The sequence below is a fragment of the Herbaspirillum seropedicae genome, from assembly GCF_001040945.1.
In the GTDB taxonomy this organism is placed as follows: domain Bacteria; phylum Pseudomonadota; class Gammaproteobacteria; order Burkholderiales; family Burkholderiaceae_D; genus Herbaspirillum; species Herbaspirillum seropedicae.
Genome location: NZ_CP011930.1, coordinates 1,810,053 through 1,833,469, shown reverse-complemented (window position 1 = coordinate 1,833,469; position 23,417 = coordinate 1,810,053). Strand labels below are relative to the sequence as shown.

Below are 23,417 nucleotides of genomic sequence, written 5' to 3'. Positions count from 1 at the left end.
TTGCACTTGTCCGCACGCCATCCGAAGGAGAACGCCTGCCATGCCCCAGACCAATCATCTGAGCTTCATCGATACCGACAAGCTGCGCATAGGGTTCGAAGTCAGCGGCCCGCCCGAAGCGCCGCCGGTGGTGTTGCTGCATGGCTGGCCAGATGATGTGCGCACCTGGGACGCCTTCCTGCGCCCGCTGCGGGCGGCGGGGTACCAGGTGATCCGCCCCTACCTGCGCGGCTACGGGCCGACCCGCTTCCTGTCCGACAGCACCCCGCGCAGCGGCCAGTTGGCTGCGCTGGCCAGCGACCTGATGGCCTTTGTCGATGCATTGGGACTGCAGCGATACGCGCTCATCGGCCACGACTGGGGCGCGCGCGCCGCCTACATCGCCGCCGCGCAAACACCGGAGCGCATCAGCCACTGCATCACCTTGTCGGTCGGCTGGGGCACGAATACGCCGGAGCAGCAGTTGAGCCTGCAGCAATCGCGCAATTACTGGTATCACTGGTTCTTCGCCACGCCACGCGGCGCGGCCGAGCTGGAACAGGACCGGCGCGCCCTGGCCCGCTTCATGTGGAATACCTGGTCGCCGTCATGGAAGTTTGCCGAGAGCGAGTTCAACAATACCGCCGCGTCCTTCGACAATCCCGACTGGGTCGCCATCTGCCTGCACTCCTATCGCCATCGCTGGGGCTTTGCCGTGGGCGATCCGGCCTATGCGGCGCTGGAAGAACAATTGCGGCAGACTCCGCGCATCATGGTGCCGACGCTGGTGCTGCATGGCGCCGAGGATGGCGCCAACCATCCGGCCACCTCCGAAGGCAAGGAAAAGCTCTTCAGCAACGCCTACCGGCGTGTGGTGATCCCGGGCGCCGGCCATTTCCCGCAACGGGAAAAACCGGACGAGGTGATCACGGAAGTGATGGCCTGGCTGGCGCAGACCGCCTGAGCCGCGGCGTTTTTAGTGGCAGCCGCCGCCATGGCTGCCCAGGTTGGCCGGCTTGAGGTCATCAGGCAGGCTGGCCAGGCCTTGCAGGATGCCGCAGTCACGCGCCGGCTGCGCCACTTCGCATTGGGCGCGCAACTGGCGCAATTGCGCCTGCAGCGCCTGCAATTGCGCAATACGCTCCGCTACATGGCCGATGTGCTTGTCCAGCAAGGCATTGACGCCGCCGCAATCCTGTTCGGGAGCATCGCGCAGGCGCAGCAACTCCCGCACCTCATCCAGGGTCATGTCCAGCGAACGGCAGTGACGGATGAACTGCAGGCGCTCGACGTGGCGCTCGCCATAGAGCCGGTAGTTCGCCTGGGAACGCGTGGGCTCGGGCAAGAGCGCTTCCTTCTCGTAATAGCGGACGGTTTCTACCGGGCAGTCAGCCTTGGCGGCCAGTTCGCCGATCTTGAGCGTATCCATGATGATCCTCGCTTGACCTTGTAGTTACTTCAGGGTTTTTAATATACCCCTGAACCCAATTGGCTGCACAAGGAGCACCGGATGGCGGAACATTCGCACAAGCACGATCACGATCACCTGCATGATCACGACCATGGCCATGAGCACGCACATGAGCACGACCATCATCACGCCCCCGCAACCTCCAGTTGCTGCGCCGGCCATGCATGCGCCAGCGAGCAGGAAAGGTCCGCGCCCATCCCCGCCGCACGCCTGGAGGGAGCAACCGAAGAGGCGGTCTTCTTCATCCAGAAGATGGACTGCCCGACCGAAGAAAAGCTGATCCGCGAACGCCTCTCGCAGATGTCCGGCGTGGGTACGCTGGAATTCAACCTGATCCAGCGCGAGCTGACCGTGCAACACCAGTTGCCCTCCATCGCCCCGCTGGTGGCGACCCTCAAGGCGCTGGACATGCTGCCCGCCGTCAAATCCGACTCGCTCGACGCCGAGGCCGGCCGCGACGCACCTGACCAAGCCGCTGCCTACCGCATCCCGGCCCGGCGCTGGATCTTGCTGGGCCTGGCCGGCGTAGCCGCGCTGGGCGCCGAAGTGCTGGCCTGGAGCAGCGGCGACGAGCGCTCGCTGCCGGTGATCGGGCTGGCGCTCGCGGCCATCCTGCTGGGTGGGCTGGGCACGCTCAAGAAGGGCTGGATCGCCCTGCGCAACTTCTCGCTGAACATGAACTTCCTGATGTCGCTGGCCGTCATCGGTGCGGCCGTCATCGGCCAGTGGCCCGAAGCGGCGGTGGTGATCGTGCTGTTCACCCTGGCCGAGATGATCGAAGCGCTGTCGCTGGACCGCGCCCGCAATGCCATTGCCGGCCTGCTGGCGATGACGCCCGACATGGCCACGCGGCGCGGCGAGGACGGTGTCTGGTCAACTGTACCGGCCCGTACCGTGACAGTGGATGACACTGTACGGGTCGCCCCTGGGGAACGTGTACCGCTGGATGGCCTGGTGCTGTCAGGCAGCACCAGCATCAACCAGGCGCCCATTACCGGAGAAAGCATACCGGTACAGAAGCAGGCCGGTGATCCGGTCTTTGCCGGCACCATCAATGAACAGGGCGCCTTCGAGATGCGCGTGACGGCGGCGCAAGGCGACTCCACGCTGGCGCGCATCGTCAAGAGCGTGCAGCAGGCGCAGGGCCAGCGCGCGCCGACCCAGCGCTTCGTGGACAACTTCGCCCGCTACTACATCCCTGCCGTGGTGGTCATGGCCGTGCTGGTGGCGCTGCTGCCGCCGCTGCTGGCGGGTGCGGCCTTCCAGCCCTGGCTGTACAAGGCGCTGGTGCTGCTGGTGATCGCCTGTCCCTGCGCGCTGGTCATCTCCACTCCCGTGACCATCGTCAGCGGCCTGGCCTCGGCGGCCCGCCACGGCATCCTGGTCAAGGGCGGCGTCTATCTGGAGCAGGGCCGCCAGCTGCGCGCCCTGGCGCTGGACAAGACCGGCACCCTCACCTTCGGCAAGCCGCGCGTGACCGATGTGGTCTCGCTGCAGGCACAGGCGGACCAGCAGGCGCTGCTGCAACTGGCGGTCTCCCTGGCGGCCCGTTCGGACCACCCGGTCTCGCGCGCCATCGCCGCCCAGGAAGAGATCGCGACCGTGGAGGTGAGCGAATTCGCCGCCCTGGCCGGACGCGGCGTGCAAGGACGCATCAACGGACAGTTGCTGCACCTGGGCAATCACCGCCTGGTCCACGAACTGGGCCAGTGCAGCCCGGAACTGGAAGCGCGCCTGCAAGCCTTCGAGAAACAAGGCAAGACCACCACCGTGCTGTGCCTCGATGGTCAGCCGCAACTGCTGGTGGCGGTGGCCGATACGGTGCGCCCCAGCAGCAGGCAAGCCGTGGCCGAGCTGCGCGCGCTGGGGGTGGAGGTCATCATGCTGACCGGCGACAACAGCCACACCGCCCAGGCCATCGCCGCCCAGACCGGCATCAGCGATGCCCGCGGCGACCAGCTGCCGGAAGACAAGCTCAAGGCCATCGAAGAACTGAGCCAGCGTCACGGCGTGCGCGGCGTGGGCATGGTGGGCGACGGCATCAACGATGCGCCGGCGCTGGCGCGGGCCGATATCGGGTTCGCCATGGGCGCGGCCGGCACCGACACGGCGCTGGAAACGGCCGACGTGGCCTTGATGGACGACGACCTGCGCAAGATTCCCGACTTCATTCGCCTGAGCCGCAAGGCCCATGCCGTGCTGGTGCAGAACATCAGCATCGCGCTGGGCATCAAGGCGGTGTTCCTGGGCTTGGCGCTGGTGGGCATGAGTTCGCTGTGGATGGCGGTGTTTGCCGACATGGGAGCCAGCCTGATCGTGGTCTTCAACGGCCTGCGCCTGGTGCGCGGCTTGCGCCAGCGCAAGGCCGCCGCTTGAGCATGGAGGGACAGGTTGATTGCCGCCAGCCGGACGGTCTATACTGCCGCCCATAATGCTGCGCGCAAAACTCTTCCTGCTCTGCTTGCTGGCGCTGGCCATTCCCGTCCAGGGTTTCGCCGCGGCGCTGCAGGCCTGCGCGCCGGCTGTGCAGTCGTCGGCCCGGCATCACGCACCATCCGCACCGGCCGCGCCCGCCGCGCACAGCGCCGGGATGCAGCATGAGCATCATGCCCCGCAAGGACATCATGGCGCGGCGGCTCAGACCGTTGCCGACCAGAGTGCCGAGACCGCCCACCAGCCAGACCCGCCCCATCACACCCAAGCTTCCTGCAGCTTCTGCGCCGCCTGCACCGTCGGCGGCCTGCTGCCGCTGGCCCTGAGCGCGCCGCCTGCGCCCGATCTTCCCTCGCGCGAATTCATTGCGCTGCCGGCTTCCGGCTTCGTCGGCTATCTGCCGGAAAACCCCGACCGTCCCCCTGCCCTGGCCTGATATCGCCCTGCGCACGTCCGCGTGCGCCTGAGCCTGCGCGCCCTGACCACAGTGCGCGCATGGCATGACGATCACCATCAGACGAGGATTCCATGATCCCCCACGTTTCACGTCCCTTGCGGGCCGCTGCCGTGGCCGCCTGCGCCTTGCTGGCTGGCTGCGCCCAGCTGTCGCCCGACGGCGGTTTCGGCCAGGTCGAGCAGGCCAGCAGCACGCGCCTGGGCCAGGCCCCGGCCTGGAACCGCACCCCGCAACAAACCCAGGCCAGCAGCGAGCACGTGCGCCAGTTGCTGCACGATCCCGCCAACAGCACGCCACGACTGGCCAGCGCCGATGACGCTGTGCAGATCGCACTCATCAACAATCCGGACCTGCAAGCCGATTTCGCCGGACTCGGCGTGGCCGAGGCCGACCTGGTGCAGGCCGGCCGCCTGCCCAATCCCGGCTTTTCCTTCAAGCGCAGCCATGCCGGTGACGATCTCAAGATCGAACGCAGCCTGTCGCTGGGCCTGATGCGCCTGCTCACCCTGCCGGCTGCGTCGCGCATCGAACAGCGGCGCTTCGAGCAAGTGCGTCTGTCGCTGGCCTCACGCGTGCTGAGCGTGGCCGCGCAGACCCGGCAGGCCTACTACCAGGCGGTGGCGGCGCAGCAGGGCTTGCAGTACCAGAAGCAAGTGGCCGACGCCGCCGAGGCAGCGCATGCGCTGGCGGCGCAAATGGCGCGGCTGGGCAACATCAGCCAGCTTGACAGCGCCCGCGAGCAGTTCTTCTACGGCCAGGCGCAAACCAGCCTGCAACAGGCCCGCCGCCTGGCTGCGCAGCACAAGGAAAGCCTGGCCCGCCTGCTGGGCCTGGCCCCGGACTTCTCGCTGCCGGCCCAATTGCCCGCCCTGCCCCGGCAGTTGGAAGCCGTGGACGACATCGAGCAGCAAGCCCTGCAACAGCGCCTCGACGTCGAGGCCGCCCGCACCGAACTGGAGGGCTTGCAAACCTCGCTGGGTCTGACCCGCGCCACGCGCCTGGTCAACGTACTGGACCTGGGCGCGCTGCGCACCACCGAAAGCGGCAAGCCGGTCGAGAACGGCTACGAGATCTCGCTGGAGATCCCGCTGTTCGACTGGGGCGAGGCGCGCGTGGCCAAGGCCGAAGCCATCTACCTGCAAGGCGCCCACAAGCTGGCCGCCGCCGTCCTCGATGCGCGCGCCCAGGCGCGCCTGGCCTGGCGCGAGCGGCAGGATGCCTACACCCTGGCGCGGCGCTATCAGGATGAATGGCTGCCCCTGCGCCAGCGCATCGCTGATGAAAACGTGCTGCGCTACAACGGCATGCTCGTCAGCGTCTTCATCCTGTTGGCCGATGCCCGCGAACAAGCCGCCACCGTCAACGCCGCCATCGAGGCCCAGCGCGACTTCTGGATTGCCGACGCCAGCCTGCAACTGGCCCTGGGCGGCCGTCCCACACAAGGAAAACAACCATGAGCACACCCGACAAGCAACGCCGCAGTTTCCTGCAAGGCGCAGCCCTGGCGGTGACGGCAGGCGCGGTCAGCCGCGCCGGCGCGGCCGCCCTGCCGGAAGCGCCGCTACAGGCCAGCCCCGCCACCCAGCCGCCGCTGCATCCCGCCAATGGCCGTCCATACCAGCCGGTGGTCACCCTCAATGGCTGGAGCCTGCCCTGGCGCATGAACAATGGCGTCAAGGAATTCCACCTGGTGGCCGAACCGGTGGTGCGCGAGATTGCGCCTGGCATGAAGGCCAGGCTGTGGGGCTACAACGGCCAGAGTCCCGGTCCCACCATCGAAGTCGTGGAAGGCGACCGGGTGCGCATCTTCGTCACCAACAAGCTGCCCGAAGCCACCTCGGTGCACTGGCACGGACAGCGCCTGCCCAATGGCATGGATGGCGTATCGGGCCTGACGCAGCCGGCCATCCCGCCGGGCAAGACCTACGTCTATGAATTCACCGCCAGGCGCGCCGGCACCTTCATGTATCACCCACATGCGGACGAGATGGTGCAGATGGCCATGGGCATGATGGGCTTCTGGGTCACGCATCCGAAAGACCCTGGCTTCATGCGGGTGGACCGCGACTTCGTCTTCCTGATGAATGCCTACGACATCGCGCCCGGGGCATCGGTCCCCAAGGTCAGCACCATGCTGGACTTCAACCTGTGGACCTGGAACAGCCGCGCCTTCCCCGGTATCGATCCGCTGGTGGTGCGGCAGAACGACCGCGTGCGCATCCGCGTGGGCAATCTCACCATGACCAATCATCCGCTGCACCTGCACGGCCATGAGTTCAGCGTCACCGGCACCGATGGCGGCTGGGTGCCGCCCGCAGCGCGCTGGCCGGAAGTGACCACCGATATTGCCGTAGGCCAGATGCGCGCCATCGAATTCGACGCCACCGAAGAAGGCGACTGGGCGCTGCATTGCCACAAGGCCCATCACACCATGAACGCCATGGGCCATGACCTGCCGACCATGATCGGGGTGGACCAATCCAAGGTCCTCGACAAGATCACCCGGCTCATCCCCGACTACATGGCCATGGGCGACAAGGGCGGTTCCATGGGCGAGATGGAAATGCCCCTGCCCGAGAACACCCTGCCCATGATGACCGGGCGCGGCCCGTATGGCCCCATCGAGATGGGCGGCATGTTCAGCACCGTCAAGGTGCGCAAGCAGCTGGCGCGCGACGACTACCGCGATCCAGGCTGGTACCGCGCCCCCGCCGGCACGGTCGCCCGCCCCTGGAACGGCCCCGCTCCCAGCGCCGCCCGCGCACCCGACCGCGACGATGGCAAGCCCACGCTGGAAGTCGTCAAGCCCGGCATGCAGGGCGGCCACCAGGGTCATCACTGAGTCATCACTGAGTCATCATTAATTACGTTAACTTCATCGAAAAGGAAAATCCATGTTACGCCTCTTTCCCCTTCTGGCCGCCCTGTTCCTCAGCATGCCGGCGGCCCAGGCGCAAGACAGCGCCCCCAAGGTCGACGGCCAGATCCGCAAGATCGACGCCGCCGCCGGCAAGCTCACCATCCGCCACGGCGAGATTGCCAACCTGCAGATGCCGGCCATGACCATGGTGTTCCGGGCTGCGCCCGAGATCGTCGGCCAGGCGCGTGAAGGCGAGCAGGTCCGCTTCACGGCCGACCGCATCGATGGCGCGCTGACGGTCACCTCGCTGGAAGAGAAGCGCTGAGCCTGCCGCATCGGCGGGGCGACGATTTGCCGCAGGCAGGCCTGGCACATTTCGTCGTCCCGACCACCATCCTCTGGGAGCGTTAGCGTTATCATCGGGGTTCATTCCGACAACAGGCGACCACGCCGCAACAGAGGAGACCCGGCATGCCCCAAGCCATCCACCAGACCCCGTCCGCCTATGGCTATCCGCTGCTGATCAAGCAATTGCTGCACAGCGCCCTGGCCACCGCCTCCGGACAGGAAATCATTTACGGCCAGCGCCGCCTGAGCTATGCCGGCTTCTACGAGCGCGTGCAGCGTCTGGCCAATGCGCTCAAGGAAATGGGTCTGCAGCCGGGCAACACGGTGGCTGTGATGGATTGGGACAGCAACCGTTACCTCGAATGCTTCTTTGCCGTGCCGATGATGGGATGCGTGCTGCAGACGGTCAACGTGCGTCTTTCTCCCGAGCAGATCGCCTATACCCTCAATCATGCGCAGGCCGACGTCTTGCTGGTCAATTCCGACTTCCTGCCGTTGTTGAAGCAGATCCGCGGCGAGCTGACCACGCTCACGCGCTGTGTCTGGCTCACCGACGACGCCACGCCCTGCCCGCGCGGTCCTGGCTTTGCTGGCGAGTATGAGGAACTGCTGGCCCAGGCCGAGCCAGCCTGCGACTTCCCCGACTTCGACGAGAACGCCCGCGCCACCACCTTCTACACCACCGGCACCACGGGCCTGCCCAAGGGGGTGTACTTCAGCCACCGTCAACTGGTGCTGCACACCCTGGCCACCACCGCCGGCCTGGCGCTGGCGCCGCAGCAGGGGCGCTTCCATCGCGACGACGTGTACATGCCATTGACGCCCATGTTCCACGTCCACGCCTGGGGGTTGCCGTATGTGGCCACCATGGCCGGGGTCAAGCAGGTCTATCCGGGCCGCTATGTCCCGGACACGATCTGCAGGCTGATCCGCGAGGAGAAGGTCACCTTCTCGCATTGCGTGCCGACCATCCTGCAGATGGTGCTGACCTCCGAACAGGCGCGCGAGGCGGACCTGTCGGGCTGGAAGATGATCATCGGCGGCTCGGCGATGACGGGCAGCCTGGCGAAGATGGCGCGTGATCGCGGCATTGATGTCTTCACCGGCTATGGCATGTCGGAGACCTGCCCGGTGCTGACGCTGGCGCAGGTGCCAACCGAGGAGCTGGGCGGGGAGCGCGAAGCGGCGATCCGGGTGAAGACGGGACGGCCCTTGCCGCTGGTGGACTTGCGTACGGTCGATGGCGAGATGCAGGATTGTCCGCGCGACGGCAGCACGACCGGTGAGGTGGTGGTGCGGGCGCCTTGGCTCACGCAGGGCTACCTGCATCAGGCTGAGGCTTCTGAAGAGCTATGGCGGGGAGGATGGCTGCATACGCAGGATATCGGGCATCTGGATGCCGAAGGCTATCTGCAGGTGACCGATCGCATCAAGGATGTAATCAAGACTGGTGGCGAATGGGTCTCTTCGTTGCAGATCGAGGACATCATTGCGCGCCATCCTGCGGTGGCGGAAACGGCGGTCATCGGGATACAGGATGGCAAGTGGGGCGAGCGGCCTGTGGCGCTGGTGGTGCTCAAGAAAGATGCTGCTGCGGTCAGCGAGGACGATATCCGGGAACATGTTCGGGCGGCTGCTGAGGCGGGGGCTATTTCGCGTTATGGGGTGCCGGATCGGGTGCGGTTTGTGGCTGAGTTGGCGCGGACCAGTGTGGGTAAGCTTAACAAGCGGGTGATGCGGGAGCAGTATCCTTCTTCCTGATTTCTGCTTGCTGATTTCTGCTTGCTGATTTCTGCTTGCTGCTTGCTTGCTGCTTGCTGGGGGGCTTGGCTGGCGGTTCTTTTGATGCTGCCCTCCTGGGTAGTCTGCACGGAATTTCTTCCTGCGCTCTAGCTTAATGTTTATCTTTCTCCGGTCGGGAGAACGCGCCGGGAGCGGCCCGGCAGCCGCTCACTTTTCTTGTCTCGCCAAGAAAAGTAAGCAAAAGAAGGCGACCGCTACTGCCCCGCCCTCCTTCGGAGGGTCCCCGCGTCAGCGCGCATAAAAACGGGAAAAATAGAGTCGCTTCGCTCCGACTATTTTTCTGATCCGTTTTTATGCGCGCTGACGCGGCGGGTCAGAAGCGGACGGCCGGTCCGGCTCGCCTTCGGCATCGCCGGGGGCTCGCTGACGCATCGACTCTCTTCGATCACATACTTTCCGTACTTTTTAGTTTTTCTTCCTCTTCCTCTTCCTCTTCCTCTTCCTCTTCTCTTTCTCTTTCGCTTTCCAGCCTTTGTTTTTCTTCTAAATTATTTCCCCCCGTTCGGACTGAGTAGTCGCGAAGCGACGTATCGAAGGCGCACCGTCCCCAGCCAAAGCCGAAGGCGAGTAGGAGAAGTGCGAGGCCGAAGGCGAGCCCGTTCAGGTTTTTCCCCTTAGAGCCAGCCGCCGCAGTGGAGCGAAAAGTGGATCAGAAAAATAGTCGGAGCGAAGCGACTCTATTTTTCCCACTTTTCGCTCCACTGCGGCGGGAACCCTCCGAAGGAGGGCTGGATCTTAGGGGTCGCCTTCTTTTGCTTACTTTTCTTGGCGAGACAAGAAAAGTGAGCGGCTGCCGGGCCGCTCCCGGCGCGTCCTCACGACCGGAGAAAGATAAGCATTAAGCTAGAGCGCAGGAAGAAATCCCGTGCAGACGACCCAAAAACGCAAAACGCCGCCCAACCCCAAAAAGGCCAGACGGCGTCCACACAACGAAAACGAAAACCAAAAGCAAAAACCAGAAAGGATCAGTTAAAGATCACAGTCTTATGTCCATTCAACAGAATGCGATGCTCAGTAAACCACTTAACAGCCCGAGCCAGCACAACACACTCGATATCCCGCCCGATAGCAGTCAAGGTATCCGGCCCCATGGAATGATCCACGCGTTCCACCCCTTGCTCGATGATCGGACCTTCATCCAGGTCGCCCGTAACAAAGTGCGCAGTCGCCCCGATGAGTTTCACCCCCCGATCATGCGCCTGGTAATAAGGCTTGGCGCCCTTGAAGCTAGGCAGGAAGGAATGGTGGATATTGATCGCCCGCCCGCGCAAAGCCTCGCACATCTCAGGCGACAGGATCTGCATATAACGCGCCAGCACCACCAGATCGATCTGGTTGGCCTCCACGATTTCCATGATGCGCTGCTCCTGCGCCCGCTTGACCTCCATCGGCGCGCCCGTTGCCAGCGGCAGATGATGGAAGGGAATGTTGTAGCTCGCCGCCAGTTGGTAGAAATCCGTATGATTGGACACGATCGCCGGAATCTCCACCGGCAGCAGACCGCTCTTGTAACGGAACAGCAGATCGTTCAGACAGTGACCGATCTTGGACACCATCAGCATCACACGCGGCTTCTTGCCAGCATCATGCAACTGCCAGTTCATCTGCAACGCATCACCCAGCACACCAAAATCGGCACGCAAGGCAGCGTCACTCACCGACGCATCCTCCGAAGAGAAATGCACCCGCATGAAGAACAGCTTGGACTGCGCATCACCAAACTGCGCCGAGTCGATGATGTTGCAGCCGTGATCGGCCAGGAAGCCCGAGACGCGATGCACGATGCCGCGCTGGTCCAGGCAGGACAAGGTAAGGATATATTCCGGGTGAGCCATGAGAGTGAACTGAGAAACGCCAGCGTCCCCAGGGACCGCGCCGACCAAGGACGCCGCCGCCGACCCGCGCGGGCCGTCAAGAGGACGAAAGGCGCTATTGTCGCACGCCCGGGCGATGCGGACAAATCCACCTCCCGAGCCTGCAACAGCAGCTATGCCAGCAAGGCAACAAAGCCGCCATGATCACGACAGATAACGGCAACTTCCCCGCTGTTTCCAACGCCGCACCCATAGTTTCAGACAGGAAACACCCTGAGGGCAGCGCACCGCACCGCCCTCAACGCCCACCCTGGTGGAGGATTCAGGCCGTCTTCTGCAGCAGCTCCTTCTGCTCGTGACCGCCGCCCACCTGCAGGTCGCCCGCCAGTTGACCACCCTCTTCGATGACCAGCTTGCCATAACGGATCTTGCCCGTGACCTTGCCGCTGGCATAGATCACCAGCTTCTGGCGCACCGTCAGCTCGCCATCGAACTCGCCACGGATCTCGGCCAGGTCGATCTCGGCCGAACCCTTGAAGGCGCCGCGCTCGGCGATCTGCACGACGCGGCAATTGATGGTGGCCTGCACCTTGCCTTCCACCACCAGGGTGTCGCAGTCCTCGATCTCACCCTTGACCTTGATGTTGGGTCCCACGGTGAGCTTGCTGCCGCTCTCCTCCGCTGCCGCCTGCGCAGGAGCGGGAGTGGAGACCGACGAGGGATACTGGGCTGGTTTGTTCACGCTGGTCACATTGCCACCTGTAGGAGTAGAGGTGCTGCCGTTGCTGGAAGCGCTGCTGAAAGGAGAATTGGTCGAAGTGGTTTCGCGTTTGCCGAAGAGGGATTCTGAACGAAGCATGTGATCTCCTGAAATTGAGGGTGCGTGTGCGTATCACTACGCGCGAAAAATAAGCGTGCAAAACGGAAAGCACGAAAACGGCGGCGCGCTTGAATCGGAACTGCCGCAGGCAGACCAGCAGGCACATGCATGTGGTGCGCATGCGTGTACCGCTGGCGCTGCCGTGCAGATCCGAAAGACCTTCTGGGTGGGTCCGGATGTTCAGCGGCGCGTCGCTACGTCGACAGGCTCAAGGCGTCGCAGATGAGCGACGCATGGAGACAAGGAAAGATTGTCTCCGAAGAAACCTGTGCGATTCGGCAGGATGCCTTTTCTAAAGTTCACCAGAAATTTGTAACAGCGCAGCGCCTCTGTGACGCACTCTGCGAAGGACCATTTTCCTGCGTTGAAACCATGCGAAATTATTTATATTTCTACGAGGCTTGTAACTAAAAAAAATGTAACAGTTGATCGCACCATGGCGTCGCCATATGGCGACATCCACCAGACTGCAAGCCGCTCGCCACAAGGATTCCAGCGCTTCTTCATTTTATTTTCGCTGACTTCATCACCGAGATCGGAGCGCATAAAAGTTAGACTTTGAGAAGCGCGAATCCCCCTTCCATTCTCATCAAGCGAGGATGCCCGCAAGCTCTTATTTCCCCGCACGGAAGAGCATGCGCACACTCCGCGGCAGGCACATGCCGACACAGACGCGAGCACACGCGCTCGCGTCACAGCATGTGACGCAATGTAAGCAATGAAAAGGAATGTCATTGGCCAAGCACATCCGCGCCAGCCGATTTATGATGTGCGCTATCGCCCCGCCGCCGCCCTTGCTGCTGCGCGTGAGCAGGGGTCTTCCAGCCATCCATGTCTTGACCATGAACCACGAACAGTTCCCCGATCCGGAATCGCTGGATTCCTTTGCCGAGCGCCTCTATCCCGAGCGCCGCCAGTCCAGCGCGGCGCGCGCCCTGGCATGTCTGATCGCTTCCATCAGCTGGTTCGCCTTCGTGGCGCAGACCGATATCACCATCTCACGCCTGCTGGCGCGCGGCGGCGGTGTGCTGGATGGGCTGGACCGGCTGACGATGTACCTCACCAACCTGACCATCCTGATGAGCGCCCTGTGCTTTACCTCGCTGGCCCTGTCGCTGAAGACGCCGCTGAGCCGCTTCTTCCGTCAGCCAGCAGTGATCACGGCGGTGGTGACCTACCTGGCCTTCGTCGGCATCGCCTACAACCTGCTGCTGCGACAGCTGTGGACGCCCACCGGCTTCCGGGCGCTGGTCAATGAAAGCCTGCATACGGTGGTGCCGCTGCTGGCCATTGTCTATTGGATTTTCTTCGTGCCAGTGTTCCAGGCCTCGTGGCGCAAGGCGCTGCTATGGCTGGCCTATCCGCTGGGCTACCTGTTCATCACGCTGTGGCGCGGGGCGCTGTCGGGCTTCTACCCCTACCCCTTCATCGACGTCAATGCGCTGGGCTACCTGCGCGTGGCGGTCAATGCCAGCCTGTTGCTGGTCGGCTTCCTGGGACTCATGGCCCTGTTCATCGCGGTGAACCGCTCGGGCAAGCCGGTCCTGCTGCGCAAGCAGGATTGAGCGGCTTGCTCATTGCTTGCGGCTCATTGCAGGGGCGCCGTCAACGCCATCACCAGGAAGAAAAACGTACTGCTCATGAAGCCTGCGCAGACGAGCAGGATACCCAGCGTTTTGATCAGCATGATGGCCCCCATCGATGTGGATGACCTATCCTAGCGCTGGAGCTGGCGCAGTTTGAGTGTCTCTTGGTGCAGGATTGTTCGCCTTTGCACCTTGCTCAACTGATCAAAAAGACACATCCTTGTCATACGGTCGCGCTATGCTGCCTCCCGCTACGCGCCAAACCCCACAACAATATCCGACAGGAATCCATCCATGAGCAAGCACGACGACGATATCGCCGGCAGCCAGCCTGCGTCTTCCGATCCTACCCAGCCTTTGCAGCAACCCAGCCGCCGCCGCTTCCTGGGCGGCATGGCGGCCCTGGGCGCTGGCAGCGCGCTGGCCGGCTGCGCCACCGAGGGCCAGGGCAGCGCACCGCCGCCCAGCGGCAATCCGGCCGAGGCCGCCGCGCTGGACCGCGCCCTGCGCGAACAGGTCAAGACCATCGTGGTGATCTACGCCGAGAACCGCAGCTTCAACAACCTCTTCGCCGATTTCCCCGGCCTGGAAAAGCCGCTGTCTGCGCTCAAGCCCTCGGACTACCAGCAGCGTGACCGCGATGGCAGCCTGTTGAAGCAACTGCCCCCGGCCTGGAGCGGCGTGGTGAACCAGGAGCAGACCGTCGAAGGCGTGACCTACGAGGCCGGCAAGCAGTACCAGACCAACCTGCCCAACGCTCCCTACGCCCTCAAGGGCCCGCAAGGCGAAGCCCTGCCGCTGGGCCTGGTCACGCGCGACCTGTGGCATGTGTTCTACCAGAACCAGATGCAGATCAACGGCGGCAAGAACGATGGCTTCGTGGCCTGGGCCGATTCCGGCGGCCTCACCATGGGTCACTATGCCGACACCCGCTACCACCTGCGCCTGTGGGATGTGGCGCGCGAGTTCGTACTGTGCGACAACTTCTTCCAGGGCGCTTTCGGGGGCTCCTTCCTCAACCACCAGTACCTGATCTGCGCCACCGCGCCCTACTATCCCAACGTGATGAATTCGGTCTCGCGCACGCAAGTGGCCAAGACCAAGAACAATGACCCACTCTCGCCGGAACTGGTGCCCGCCGAAGGCAGCCCGACCAGCGCCCTGCAAGGCCCGCCCAAGTTCGGCCCCAGCGCGCTGACCCCGGACGGCTACGCCGTCAACACCATGGCCCCGCCGTACTGGCCGACCTGGAGCCGCGACCGCAACAACCCGGCCTATGCCGAACCGAACCAGCCCAGCGTGCTGGTGCCGCAGACGCACGAGCACATCGGCGACAAGCTCAACAAGAAAGGAATCGACTGGGCCTGGTATGCCGGCGCCTGGCAGGCCACGCTGGATGAATTCAAGGATTCCAAGGGCATCCCCAAGATCCCCAATTTCCAGTACCACCACCAGCCCTTCAACTACTTCAAGAACCTGGGTCCGGAAAACCCCGCCGAGCGCAACAAGCGCCTGCGCGACGGCGGCCTGGGTGATGAAGCCCGCACCAACCGCTTCCTGGCCGATGTCGAGGCCGGTCGCCTGCCGCCGGTGACCTTCTACAAGCCGCAGGGCAACCTCAACCTGCATGCCGGCTATGCCGACATCGCCTCCGGCGACCGTCACATCGCCCACATCATCAAGAGCCTGCAGGCCAGCCCGCAGTGGAAGAACATGGTGGTGGTCGTCACCTTCGACGAAAACGGCGGTTGGTGGGATCACGTCGCCCCGCCCAAGGGCGACCGCTGGGGTCCGGGCACGCGCGTACCGGCGCTGGTGGTCTCCCCCTTCGCGCGCAAGGGGACGGTGGACCACACGGTCTATGACACGGCGTCCATCCTGCGCCTGATCACCCGCACCTTCGACCTCGAGAAGCTGGACGGTCTCAAGCAGCGCGACGAGGCCATGATCGCGCGTGGGCAGCAGCCTATGGGGGATTTGACCAATGCGCTGCAATTGAAGGTCTGATACGGACCCGATAGGGACCCGATACGGACCTGATCCTTCCTGGCAGCAGAACTGACAACGCCGTCGCGGAGCAATCCGCGACGGCGTTCTTCATGGCGCCCCTCTTGATCTCGGGCTCACGCCAGCCAGGGCGGCGCAGCTTCCAGCAAGCTGATCTTGCGGGGAATGAGCCGAAGGTCCAGGAAGGTGTCGGCGATCTGCTGCTGCTCGTCGAGGATGGCGCGGGTGATGGGCAGCGTGCCATAGTGATAACGCCGCACCACCACGTCCAGCACGCTCCTGGGCAAGCCCAGGATGCCGGCCAGCTCGCTGGCGTATTCATCGGGCCGGGCCTGGGCCCATGCATCGATCTTGCCCAGCTCTTCCAGTGCAATGCGCAGCAGGTCGGCGTGGTCGCGGGCATAGTCCCGGGTCGAGAAATAGTAGGCGCGATTCTTGACCACGCCGTCGGCATCGGCCAGGATGCGCGCCTTCAAACCCTGCTGGGCGGCGGCCAGGTAGGGCTCCCAGATCGCCCAGGCGTCGACCGCGCCCCGCTCGAAAGCGGCGCGGGCATCCGCCGGAGCCAGCCAGACCGGCGTGACGTCGCCGTATTTCAAGCCATGCTTTTCCAGCAGCTTGACCAGGAAGTAATGGACATTGGAGCCCTTGTTCAAGGCGATGCGCTTGCCCTTCAACTGCTGCGGTCGCTGCAGCTCGCTGTCGTCCTTCACCAGCACCGCTTCCACGTAAGGCCGCGGCACCGTCGCGCCCACATACACCAGCGGCGTGCCTGCCGCCTGCGCAAAGATGGGCGGCGCTTCTCCGACATCACCAAAGTCGATCGAACCCGCGCCCAAGGCCTCCAGCTGCACCGGGCCGGCACTGAATTCCACCCACTTCACCGTGGCCCCCAGGGGCGCCAGGCGCTGCTCCAGCACGCCGTGGGCGCGGATGAGGCTGAGCGCGCCTTTCTGATAGCCCACCCGCAACTGACGGGGCGCAGCCGCATGCACCCATGCGGGCAAGCTCGCCCCTGCGGCGGCAGCAGCCCCGAGCGTCACCGCGCCGGCGATGAGACGGCGGCGGCGTGGGCTCCTTACGGCGGTCTGGATGGCCTTGTTTCTTTGTGCTTGGTCATGCGGCATGCGGGCTCCGGAAATCTCGTTGGTCAGGGAAAAGTCTGAGCGATGAGATTAGCCATGCCGGCCAGTGATGCGAACGAATTGTTCCGCCAGTGCATAGAAGAAAAGCGGATAAGCCATCCGGCATGGCTGCGCACGTACTGAAACCCAGTCACATCCATTTATATCACGTTGTGATATATTTGCGCTTTATCCCTTTACCATGGCGACTTCTTGATCGATCAACAAGATCCAAAGAAAGCGCCCACCCGCTTCTCCACGATGAAACATAAACGCGACTACACAGCCGACCGGCGGCTGCCCTACCTGTGCGCGATCGCCCTGCCGATCGGCCTGCTGTCCACCGGCGCGGCCTGGCTGCTGCTCAAGCTCATTGCGCTGTTCACCAATCTGTTCTATTTCCAGCGCCTGTCACTGGCCGCCAGCACGCCCGCCACCCATACACTGGGCTGGATCGCCGCCCTGCTGCCCATCGCCGGCGGGCTCATCGTGGGCCTGATGGCGCGCTATGGCAGCGACAAGATCCGCGGCCACGGCATTCCTGAAGCGATTGAAGCCATCCTCTTCGGCAAGAGCCGCATGTCGCCCAAGGTCGCGCTGCTCAAGCCCTTGTCATCGGGCATCGTGATCGGCAGTGGCGGACCCTTCGGTGCGGAAGGTCCGATCATCATGACGGGCGGCTCCATCGGCTCGCTGCTGGCGCAGTTGCTGCACCTGACCGCCGCCGAGCGCAAGACCTTGCTGGTGGCCGGCGCCTGCGCCGGCATGACGGCCATCTTCGGCACGCCGCTGGCGGCGGTGCTGCTGGCCGTCGAACTGCTGCTGTTCGAACTGAAGCCGCGCAGCCTCTTGCCGGTGGCGCTGGCGTGCGCGGTGGCCGGGTTCGTGCGGCCCTGGCTGGTGGAGGCAGGCCCCTTGTTTCCCCTGGACGTCGCTGCGCCCACCCCGGTGGCGCTGCTCTCCTGCCTGGTGGCCGGCCTGGCCAGCGGCGTGCTGGCCGCCGCCCTGACGCTGGCCCTGTATCGCATTGAAGATGGCTTCCACCGCCTGCGGCTGCACTGGATGTGGTGGCCGGCGCTGGGCGGCATTGCGGTGGGCCTGGGCGGCCTGTTGCAACCGCGCGCGCTGGGGGTGGGCTATGACGTCATCGGCGACCTGCTGCACCAGCATATGCTGCTGTCGGCGGCGCTGGCCCTGCTGTTGGTGAAGGCCGTGATCTGGCTGCTGGCGCTGGGCTCGGGCACCTCGGGCGGGGTATTGGCGCCGTTGCTGATGCTGGGCGCCGGCCTGGGGCTGGTGCTCTCGCCCTGGCTGCCGGGCGGGTCCGATGGCCTGTGGCCGCTGGTCTGCATGGCCGGGGTGCTGGGCAGTGTGCTGGGTGCGCCGTTGACGGCGATCGTCTTCGCCTTTGGCCTGACCCACGCCAGCCAGGCATTGCTGCCCCTCATCGCTACCACCGCCGTGGCCTATGGCGTGAATGTGCTGCTGATGAAACGCTCCATCATGACCGAGAAGATCGCCCGTCGCGGCCTGCACGTCCATCGTGAATATGGCGTCGATCCGCTCGAACGCATGCATGTGGAAGAGCTGATGACCGCCGCTCCGCAGACGCTGGCCGGCGCCCTGCCCGCCGCCGAGGCGCTGGCCTGGTGCCGGGCGCAGGAACATGTGCATCGCTATTATCCGGTCACCGATGGCGTGCACCTGGTGGGCATGCTGGCGCTGCGCGCGCTGGAACATGCCGATGCCTCCCAGCCCTGCGACACCCTTGCCCAGGGACATGAACACTATCTGCTGCCGCACATGAGCGCTCGCAGCGCAGCGGGGATGATGGCCCGCCTGGGCGTGGCGCGCCTGCCGGTGGTGGCAGGACCGGAGCGGCGCAAGCTGGTGGGCGTGCTATCCCTGTCGGACCTGGCCCGCGCCAGCGCCGCGCATGCCGAAGAAGAATCGGTCAGGGAAAGATTGCTGGGCGGTTAAGCTGAAGTCACGTCGGCGCGTCAGACGCCGCCGCTGAGCTTGCACATCAGGTTATCCCGCGAGACCAGCACCACATTGATGCCCGCCGCGCCATTGTCGAGACGGAATTCACTGTTGCCATTGGACAAGGAAATGATGCGCACCGCCCGCGAGGCCGCCTCGGTCAAGACCGTATCGCCGGTCATGTTCAGGCAGGTCAGCACGCAGCCGGCCCCGTTGCTGCAACTGCGGGTGATATCGCTGGCCACCGGGGTGGGCGCAGCACTGCCGGCCGGCACTGGCACTGCCGCCGGTCCCGGCGCGGCCACCTGGGCCGAGGCGGACATGGGCGCAAGCCCCAGCAGCAGCGCCGCCAGCAGCAGCGAGGATGGAATGGACCGGGCCAGACGCATGGCGAGACTCCGTGAGAGGAACGATAAGTCCCCTATTGCAACACAAACGCCGTGCCAACGAAAAGGGGGCGCACCTCCTTGCGAAAGTGCGCCCAAACGTCAGCCCCCCTCAGGGCTCCCGGTAACCGCACTGCCCGAAGTGCGCCATGGGCGCAGACTTTGACGGGCAGCTGGCATGGGAGAACTTTAACTTCCTGCGCGGATGGTCGATATCAGGAGCTTCCTGATGAGGCCGCATTCGGACTCAGGAAATTCCCTAGCTGCCGTGGCGGGCGGATTTTGCTGCAGATCAAATGGCGCAGAGAGTGCATATGGATAGACGCAATGATTGTTTGCAACATGGTGCGGGAAGGGTTAAAGTCATTTCCAGAGCAGATTCACCAGGCGGCGCCACTTTTCAGATAGAACTGGGCGCCGCGAATCTCTCTGCCTTGCTCCCCGCCCCCTTGCTTTCCAGCCAGTTGCCCGCACCGGGCCACAGCGGCCTGCCCTCTACCCGCAGCACGATCCAACACCATGGCGGCATTTTTGATAGCATGCGCACATGGATACCTCGAACACCCCCGAATTGAGCGCCCTGGTCGACACGGCCGGACTGGGCCTGTCAGCCGTCGTGGCCGGGCTGCGTACCTCGCGCGAAGTGACCAACAAGATCCGCTATCGCGGCGAAATTCGCGAACTGCCCTCGCGCGAGGCCATGCACAAGCTGCTGCAACACCTGCAGGCAGCGCTGTTCCCCACGCATTACGGCCATACGGACCTGTCGGACGAGACCATTGATTATTTCGTCGGCAGCCAGTTGAATACTGGCCTGAGCATCCTGAAGGAGCAAGTGCGGCGCAGCCTCTACTTCAGCAGCGACCTGCAGGAAGATGCGCCCTTGCGCGAGCAGGCCGCCCGCATCACGCGCGACTTCGCGCACCAGTTGCCGGCCGTGCGCGACGTGCTGGTCAGCGATATCCAGGCGGCTTATCACGGCGACCCGGCAGCCTCGAGCATTTCGGAAATCCTGCTGTGCTATCCCGGCACGACGGCGATCATCTACCATCGCCTGGCGCACGCCCTGCATCAACTGGGCGCGCCCTTGCTGGCGCGGCTGATTGCCGATATCGCGCACTCGGCCACCGGCATCGACATTCATCCGGCTGCCCAGATCGGCCCCAGCTTCTTCATCGACCACGGCACTGGCGTGGTCATCGGCGAGACCACCATCATTGGCCGCAACGTGCGCCTGTACCAGGCGGTGACGCTGGGCGCCAAGCGTTTCCCGCAGGAACCGGATGGCTCGCTGGTCAAGGGCATTCCGCGCCATCCCATCGTGGAAGACGATGTGGTGGTCTATGCCGGCGCGACCCTGCTGGGCCGCATCACCATCGGCCGGGGCTCGGTGATCGGCGGCAACGTCTGGCTGACCCACAGCGTGCCGGCCGGCAGCAATGTCTCGCAGGCGGAGATGCTCAGCGACTGCCGCCAGCCCTGAACCTGGCCGGCTTCAGCCGCCCAGGCCCAGCCAGTGTTGCAGCAGGAACAACAGGCCCAGCACCGACAGACCGAGCAGGAAGGCAGCGCCGATGGTCCAGCCTTCCGCAGGAAGCAGCGGCTCGGTCGCAAAGTGGCCGAGCTCCTGGTAGATGTGATGATCGTTCATGAGCGCTCCTGACAACGGCAAGGAAGGGATCAGGAGCATGCTAGTCAAGCCGGGCCCGCCTGTGAACGAAGCAATGAGCAGATCGATATCCGTAGCGCGCATAAGGCGCTGCGCCTGCTCAGCCCTGGCTCGACACGGAGACTGAAGGGACCGGCGCCGGCGCCCCCCCGCAAGCGATGGCCGCGAGCGCCAGCGCCGAGGCGGCCAGGCTGTAGAGCCACAGGGAAGACATCACCGGCAACAGCAAACCGGCCAGCATCGGTCCCATCCCCGCGCCGATATCGCGCCAGATCGCCCGTCCCGCCAGGGCGTGCACGCGTTGCTCCGGCGCCGTACGGGCAGCCACGATGGGGGCCAGCAGCGGCAGTTGCAGAGCCCGCAGGATCACGATCACCCCGGCGAACAGCCATAGCAGCCCACCCCCGAAACCGACCAGGGCCACGCAGGTGGCCAGCGACAGCGTCACCAGCACCTTGACCGCCCCGAAACGTTCGGCCAGCCATCCGCCCAGGGGACTGAGGACGATCTCTCCGGCATAGCGCAAGGCCATCAGCACCCCGGCCACCAGTTCGCCATCGGCGCCGAAAGACTGCTTGCTCATGTAGGCCAGGCCCACGATGAAGAGTCCATCCAGCGTCAAGCCCTCCAGGAAAGACCACCAGTCCAGCGCATTGGGCAGCTTCCAGCGGCGCGGCTGCGGCGGTGCGTAGGCGTGCTGCGGCAGGCGCCGCGCGGCCAGCAGGCCCAGCAGCGCCGTCGCCGCCACCAGCGCGAACACCAGGCGCGGCCCGATGTGTGGCGCCAGCAGCGCCGCCGTCGGCAGCCACAGCATGGGCCCGATGGCGATCACGCCCCGCGAGCGCCCCGAGCGTCGCGCCGCGCCTTGCGGGTTGGAGGTGGACATGGCCTGGGTGGAAAGATTGAGGCCGGCGAAGGCCATGCCCCACAGCAGGCGCAGCGGCAGCAATGCCCAGAAACCGCTGGCCGCCGTATAGCCGAGGGCGCACACGATCGCGGCGCAGACCGCCAAGGTGCAGGTGGGACGATCACCGCGCTGGGCGTAGAAGCGCGCGACCCAGCGATAGCCGGCGATGCGCACCAGCCGGTTGGCCGCCAGCAGCACACCGGCCTCGGCCAGGCTGATGTGGAACTGGTCGGCGTACATCGGCAGGAGCAGGTAGAGGACGATATCGCAGGGCAAGGCGGCCGAGAGCGACATGGCGGCGTGGCGCGAGTGGAGGTCGGCCTGGCGGAGGTCTGGCGTGGTCATGGCGCTGATGATGCGCCGCGCGCGCGGGGGCTGACAACCGATATTAATTCCGGGCATGCGTGATAATATCTGACGCATGGCCGATCTCACCCTTCCGCTCAACGCCATCCGCGCGTTTCTGGCTGCGGCCCGTCACCAGAGTTTTACGCTTGCGGCGCACGAGCTCAATGTCACGCATGGCGCCATCAGTCGCCAGATCAAGAATCTCGAAGGCTATCTCGGCATGCCGCTGTTTGAGCGGCGCACGCGGCAGGTGTTGCTGACGGAGCGGGGTCGGCAGTTCTTCGAGGAGGCCAGCCCGGCGCTGGAGATCCTGGCCAATGCCGCGCGGCGGGTGATGCGCGACGCACCGACGCGCACGGTGGTGATCAATGTGCGGCCTTCCTTTGCGGTGCGCTGGCTGATTCCGCATCTTTCCGATTTCGTGGAGCGTTATCCGGGCATTGCGCCGCAGGTGGTGACCAGTACGGCGACGGTGGGCAAGGCGGGTTCTTCGTTTGATATCGCGGTCCGCCGGGGGGAGACCAACTGGCCGGAGACGCTGAAGGTGCAGCGCTTCATGGAGGATGAGCTGGTGCTGGTGGCTTCTCCTGCACTGTTGCAGGCGATGCCGCTGGAAGATGTGTCCGGGCTGGCCAGGCATACGGTGCTACTCTCGCGCAGTCGGCGCAATGACTGGGAGGACTGGCGCAAGCTGGCGGGATTGAAGCGGTCGCGTTCTCAGGCGATGCTGCATTTCGATCATGTGCATTTTGTGTTGCAGGCGGTGGTGGATGGGCTGGGGGTGGCCTTGTCGCCTGTTTCGCTGGCGGACAATGATCTTCGTTCCGGGCGACTGGTGTGTCCCTTCCCTGACTTGCGCTTGACCTTGGCGCCCTACTATCTCGGGATCAATGCTCAGGCTGGTTCTGAGGCTCAGCTGTTTGCCAGATGGCTGGCTGAATATCGGGGGGCTTCGTTGATGTTTGCTGGTGGTTGATGCTTGCTCTTGTCTTGTATTGTCTTGTCTTGTCTTGGCGGAGTGGTTTGGTGGTTGTTAGGTTTTGGGTAGTCTGCACAGAATGCTTTCCTGCGCTCTAGCTTAATTACTTTCTTTCTCCGGTCGGGAGAACGCGCCGGGGGCGGCCCGGCAGCCGCTCACTTTTCTTGTCTCGCCAAGAAAAGTAAGCAAAAGAAGGCGACCGCTACTGCCCCGCCCTCCTTCGGAGGGTCCCCGCGTCAGCGCGCATAAAAACGGGAAAAATAGAGTCGCTTCGCTCCGACTATTTTTCTGATCCGTTTTTATGCGCGCTGACGCGGCGGGTCAGAAGCGGACGGCCGGTCCGGCTCGCCTTCGGCATCGCCGGGGGCTCGCTGACGCATCGA

Annotated in this window: 19 protein-coding genes; 12 read left to right on the top strand and 7 right to left on the bottom strand. The window is 64.4% G+C overall.

The genetic code is table 11. From position 1 onward, the window contains the following. The first annotated feature begins 40 nt into the window (after positions 1-40). Entirely contained in the window at positions 41-943 is a 903-nt protein-coding gene (locus tag ACP92_RS07975) for an alpha/beta fold hydrolase (protein ID WP_013233620.1), read from the top strand. Positions 944-955: 12 nt separating this feature from the next. Here ACP92_RS07975 and cadR read toward each other — a convergent pair whose 3' ends face one another. Further along, positions 956-1,408 (bottom strand): Cd(II)/Pb(II)-responsive transcriptional regulator, encoded by a 453-nt coding sequence (gene cadR / locus ACP92_RS07970; protein WP_013233619.1) that lies wholly within the window; start codon positions 1,406-1,408, stop codon positions 956-958. An 81-nt stretch (positions 1,409-1,489) separates the two neighbouring features. On the opposite strand from cadR, the gene ACP92_RS07965 reads away from it, so the two are divergent. The 6 genes from ACP92_RS07965 to ACP92_RS07940 all read left to right on the top strand — a co-directional run bounded on the left by ACP92_RS07965 (position 1,490) and on the right by ACP92_RS07940 (position 9,309). After that, positions 1,490-3,826, top strand: coding sequence for a heavy metal translocating P-type ATPase (locus ACP92_RS07965; RefSeq protein WP_013233618.1), 2,337 nt, complete (start codon positions 1,490-1,492; stop codon positions 3,824-3,826). A 55-nt stretch (positions 3,827-3,881) separates the two neighbouring features. Then, positions 3,882-4,319: a hypothetical protein gene (locus ACP92_RS07960; protein WP_216666070.1), complete on the top strand. Its 438-nt coding sequence runs from the start codon at positions 3,882-3,884 to the stop codon at positions 4,317-4,319. Between the two features lie 92 nt (positions 4,320-4,411). Next, positions 4,412-5,797 carry a TolC family protein gene (locus ACP92_RS07955; RefSeq protein ID WP_013233616.1) on the top strand — a complete coding sequence of 462 codons (1,386 nt, stop codon included), beginning with the start codon at positions 4,412-4,414 and terminating at the stop codon, positions 5,795-5,797. After that, complete coding sequence (locus tag ACP92_RS07950; protein ID WP_013233615.1) at positions 5,794-7,182, top strand: multicopper oxidase family protein; 1,389 nt, start codon at positions 5,794-5,796, stop codon at positions 7,180-7,182. The genes ACP92_RS07955 and ACP92_RS07950 overlap by 4 nt, the downstream gene beginning before the upstream one ends. Before the next feature lie 52 nt (positions 7,183-7,234). Beyond that, positions 7,235-7,525 (top strand): copper-binding protein, encoded by a 291-nt coding sequence (locus tag ACP92_RS07945; protein WP_013233614.1) that lies wholly within the window; start codon positions 7,235-7,237, stop codon positions 7,523-7,525. Positions 7,526-7,671: 146 nt separating this feature from the next. Then, entirely contained in the window at positions 7,672-9,309 is a 1,638-nt protein-coding gene (locus ACP92_RS07940) for a fatty acid--CoA ligase (RefSeq protein ID WP_013233613.1), read from the top strand. A gap of 1,007 nt (positions 9,310-10,316) precedes the next feature. Here the strand turns inward: ACP92_RS07940 and purU are convergent. Both purU and ACP92_RS07930 read right to left on the bottom strand, forming a co-directional pair. After that, positions 10,317-11,186: a formyltetrahydrofolate deformylase gene (purU, locus tag ACP92_RS07935; RefSeq protein WP_013233607.1), complete on the bottom strand. Its 870-nt coding sequence runs from the start codon at positions 11,184-11,186 to the stop codon at positions 10,317-10,319. 301 nt (positions 11,187-11,487) lie between these two features. Further along, positions 11,488-12,024, bottom strand: coding sequence for a bactofilin family protein (locus ACP92_RS07930; protein ID WP_013233605.1), 537 nt, complete (start codon positions 12,022-12,024; stop codon positions 11,488-11,490). Between the two features lie 863 nt (positions 12,025-12,887). Here ACP92_RS07930 and ACP92_RS07925 point away from each other — a divergent pair. Further along, positions 12,888-13,610, top strand: a complete 723-nt coding sequence (locus ACP92_RS07925; protein ID WP_013233602.1) for a Pr6Pr family membrane protein — start codon at positions 12,888-12,890, stop codon at positions 13,608-13,610. A gap of 315 nt (positions 13,611-13,925) precedes the next feature. Beyond that, entirely contained in the window at positions 13,926-15,638 is a 1,713-nt protein-coding gene (locus tag ACP92_RS07920; protein ID WP_048348517.1) for an acid phosphatase, read from the top strand. A 116-nt stretch (positions 15,639-15,754) separates the two neighbouring features. On the opposite strand, the gene ACP92_RS07915 is transcribed toward ACP92_RS07920, so the two are convergent. Further along, entirely contained in the window at positions 15,755-16,765 is a 1,011-nt protein-coding gene (locus ACP92_RS07915) for a sulfonate ABC transporter substrate-binding protein (RefSeq protein ID WP_013233600.1), read from the bottom strand. Between the two features lie 258 nt (positions 16,766-17,023). On the opposite strand from ACP92_RS07915, the gene ACP92_RS07910 reads away from it, so the two are divergent. Next, the gene (locus ACP92_RS07910) at positions 17,024-18,742 is read left to right on the top strand and encodes a chloride channel protein (RefSeq protein WP_013233598.1); all 1,719 of its coding nucleotides are present in this window, start codon (positions 17,024-17,026) and stop codon (positions 18,740-18,742) included. A gap of 20 nt (positions 18,743-18,762) precedes the next feature. Here ACP92_RS07910 and ACP92_RS07905 read toward each other — a convergent pair whose 3' ends face one another. Continuing rightward, the gene (locus ACP92_RS07905) at positions 18,763-19,134 is read right to left on the bottom strand and encodes a hypothetical protein (RefSeq protein WP_041310459.1); all 372 of its coding nucleotides are present in this window, start codon (positions 19,132-19,134) and stop codon (positions 18,763-18,765) included. Between the two features lie 544 nt (positions 19,135-19,678). Here ACP92_RS07905 and epsC point away from each other — a divergent pair. Continuing rightward, complete coding sequence (epsC, locus tag ACP92_RS07900) at positions 19,679-20,614, top strand: serine O-acetyltransferase EpsC (RefSeq protein WP_013233594.1); 936 nt, start codon at positions 19,679-19,681, stop codon at positions 20,612-20,614. A gap of 12 nt (positions 20,615-20,626) precedes the next feature. Here epsC and ACP92_RS24830 read toward each other — a convergent pair whose 3' ends face one another. Continuing rightward, complete coding sequence (locus tag ACP92_RS24830; protein ID WP_167578383.1) at positions 20,627-20,782, bottom strand: hypothetical protein; 156 nt, start codon at positions 20,780-20,782, stop codon at positions 20,627-20,629. 118 nt (positions 20,783-20,900) lie between these two features. Continuing rightward, the gene (locus tag ACP92_RS07895; RefSeq protein ID WP_013233592.1) at positions 20,901-22,052 is read right to left on the bottom strand and encodes an MFS transporter; all 1,152 of its coding nucleotides are present in this window, start codon (positions 22,050-22,052) and stop codon (positions 20,901-20,903) included. Between the two features lie 76 nt (positions 22,053-22,128). On the opposite strand from ACP92_RS07895, the gene ACP92_RS07890 reads away from it, so the two are divergent. Beyond that, complete coding sequence (locus tag ACP92_RS07890) at positions 22,129-23,031, top strand: LysR substrate-binding domain-containing protein (RefSeq protein WP_013233591.1); 903 nt, start codon at positions 22,129-22,131, stop codon at positions 23,029-23,031. Positions 23,032-23,417 lie beyond the last annotated feature (386 nt).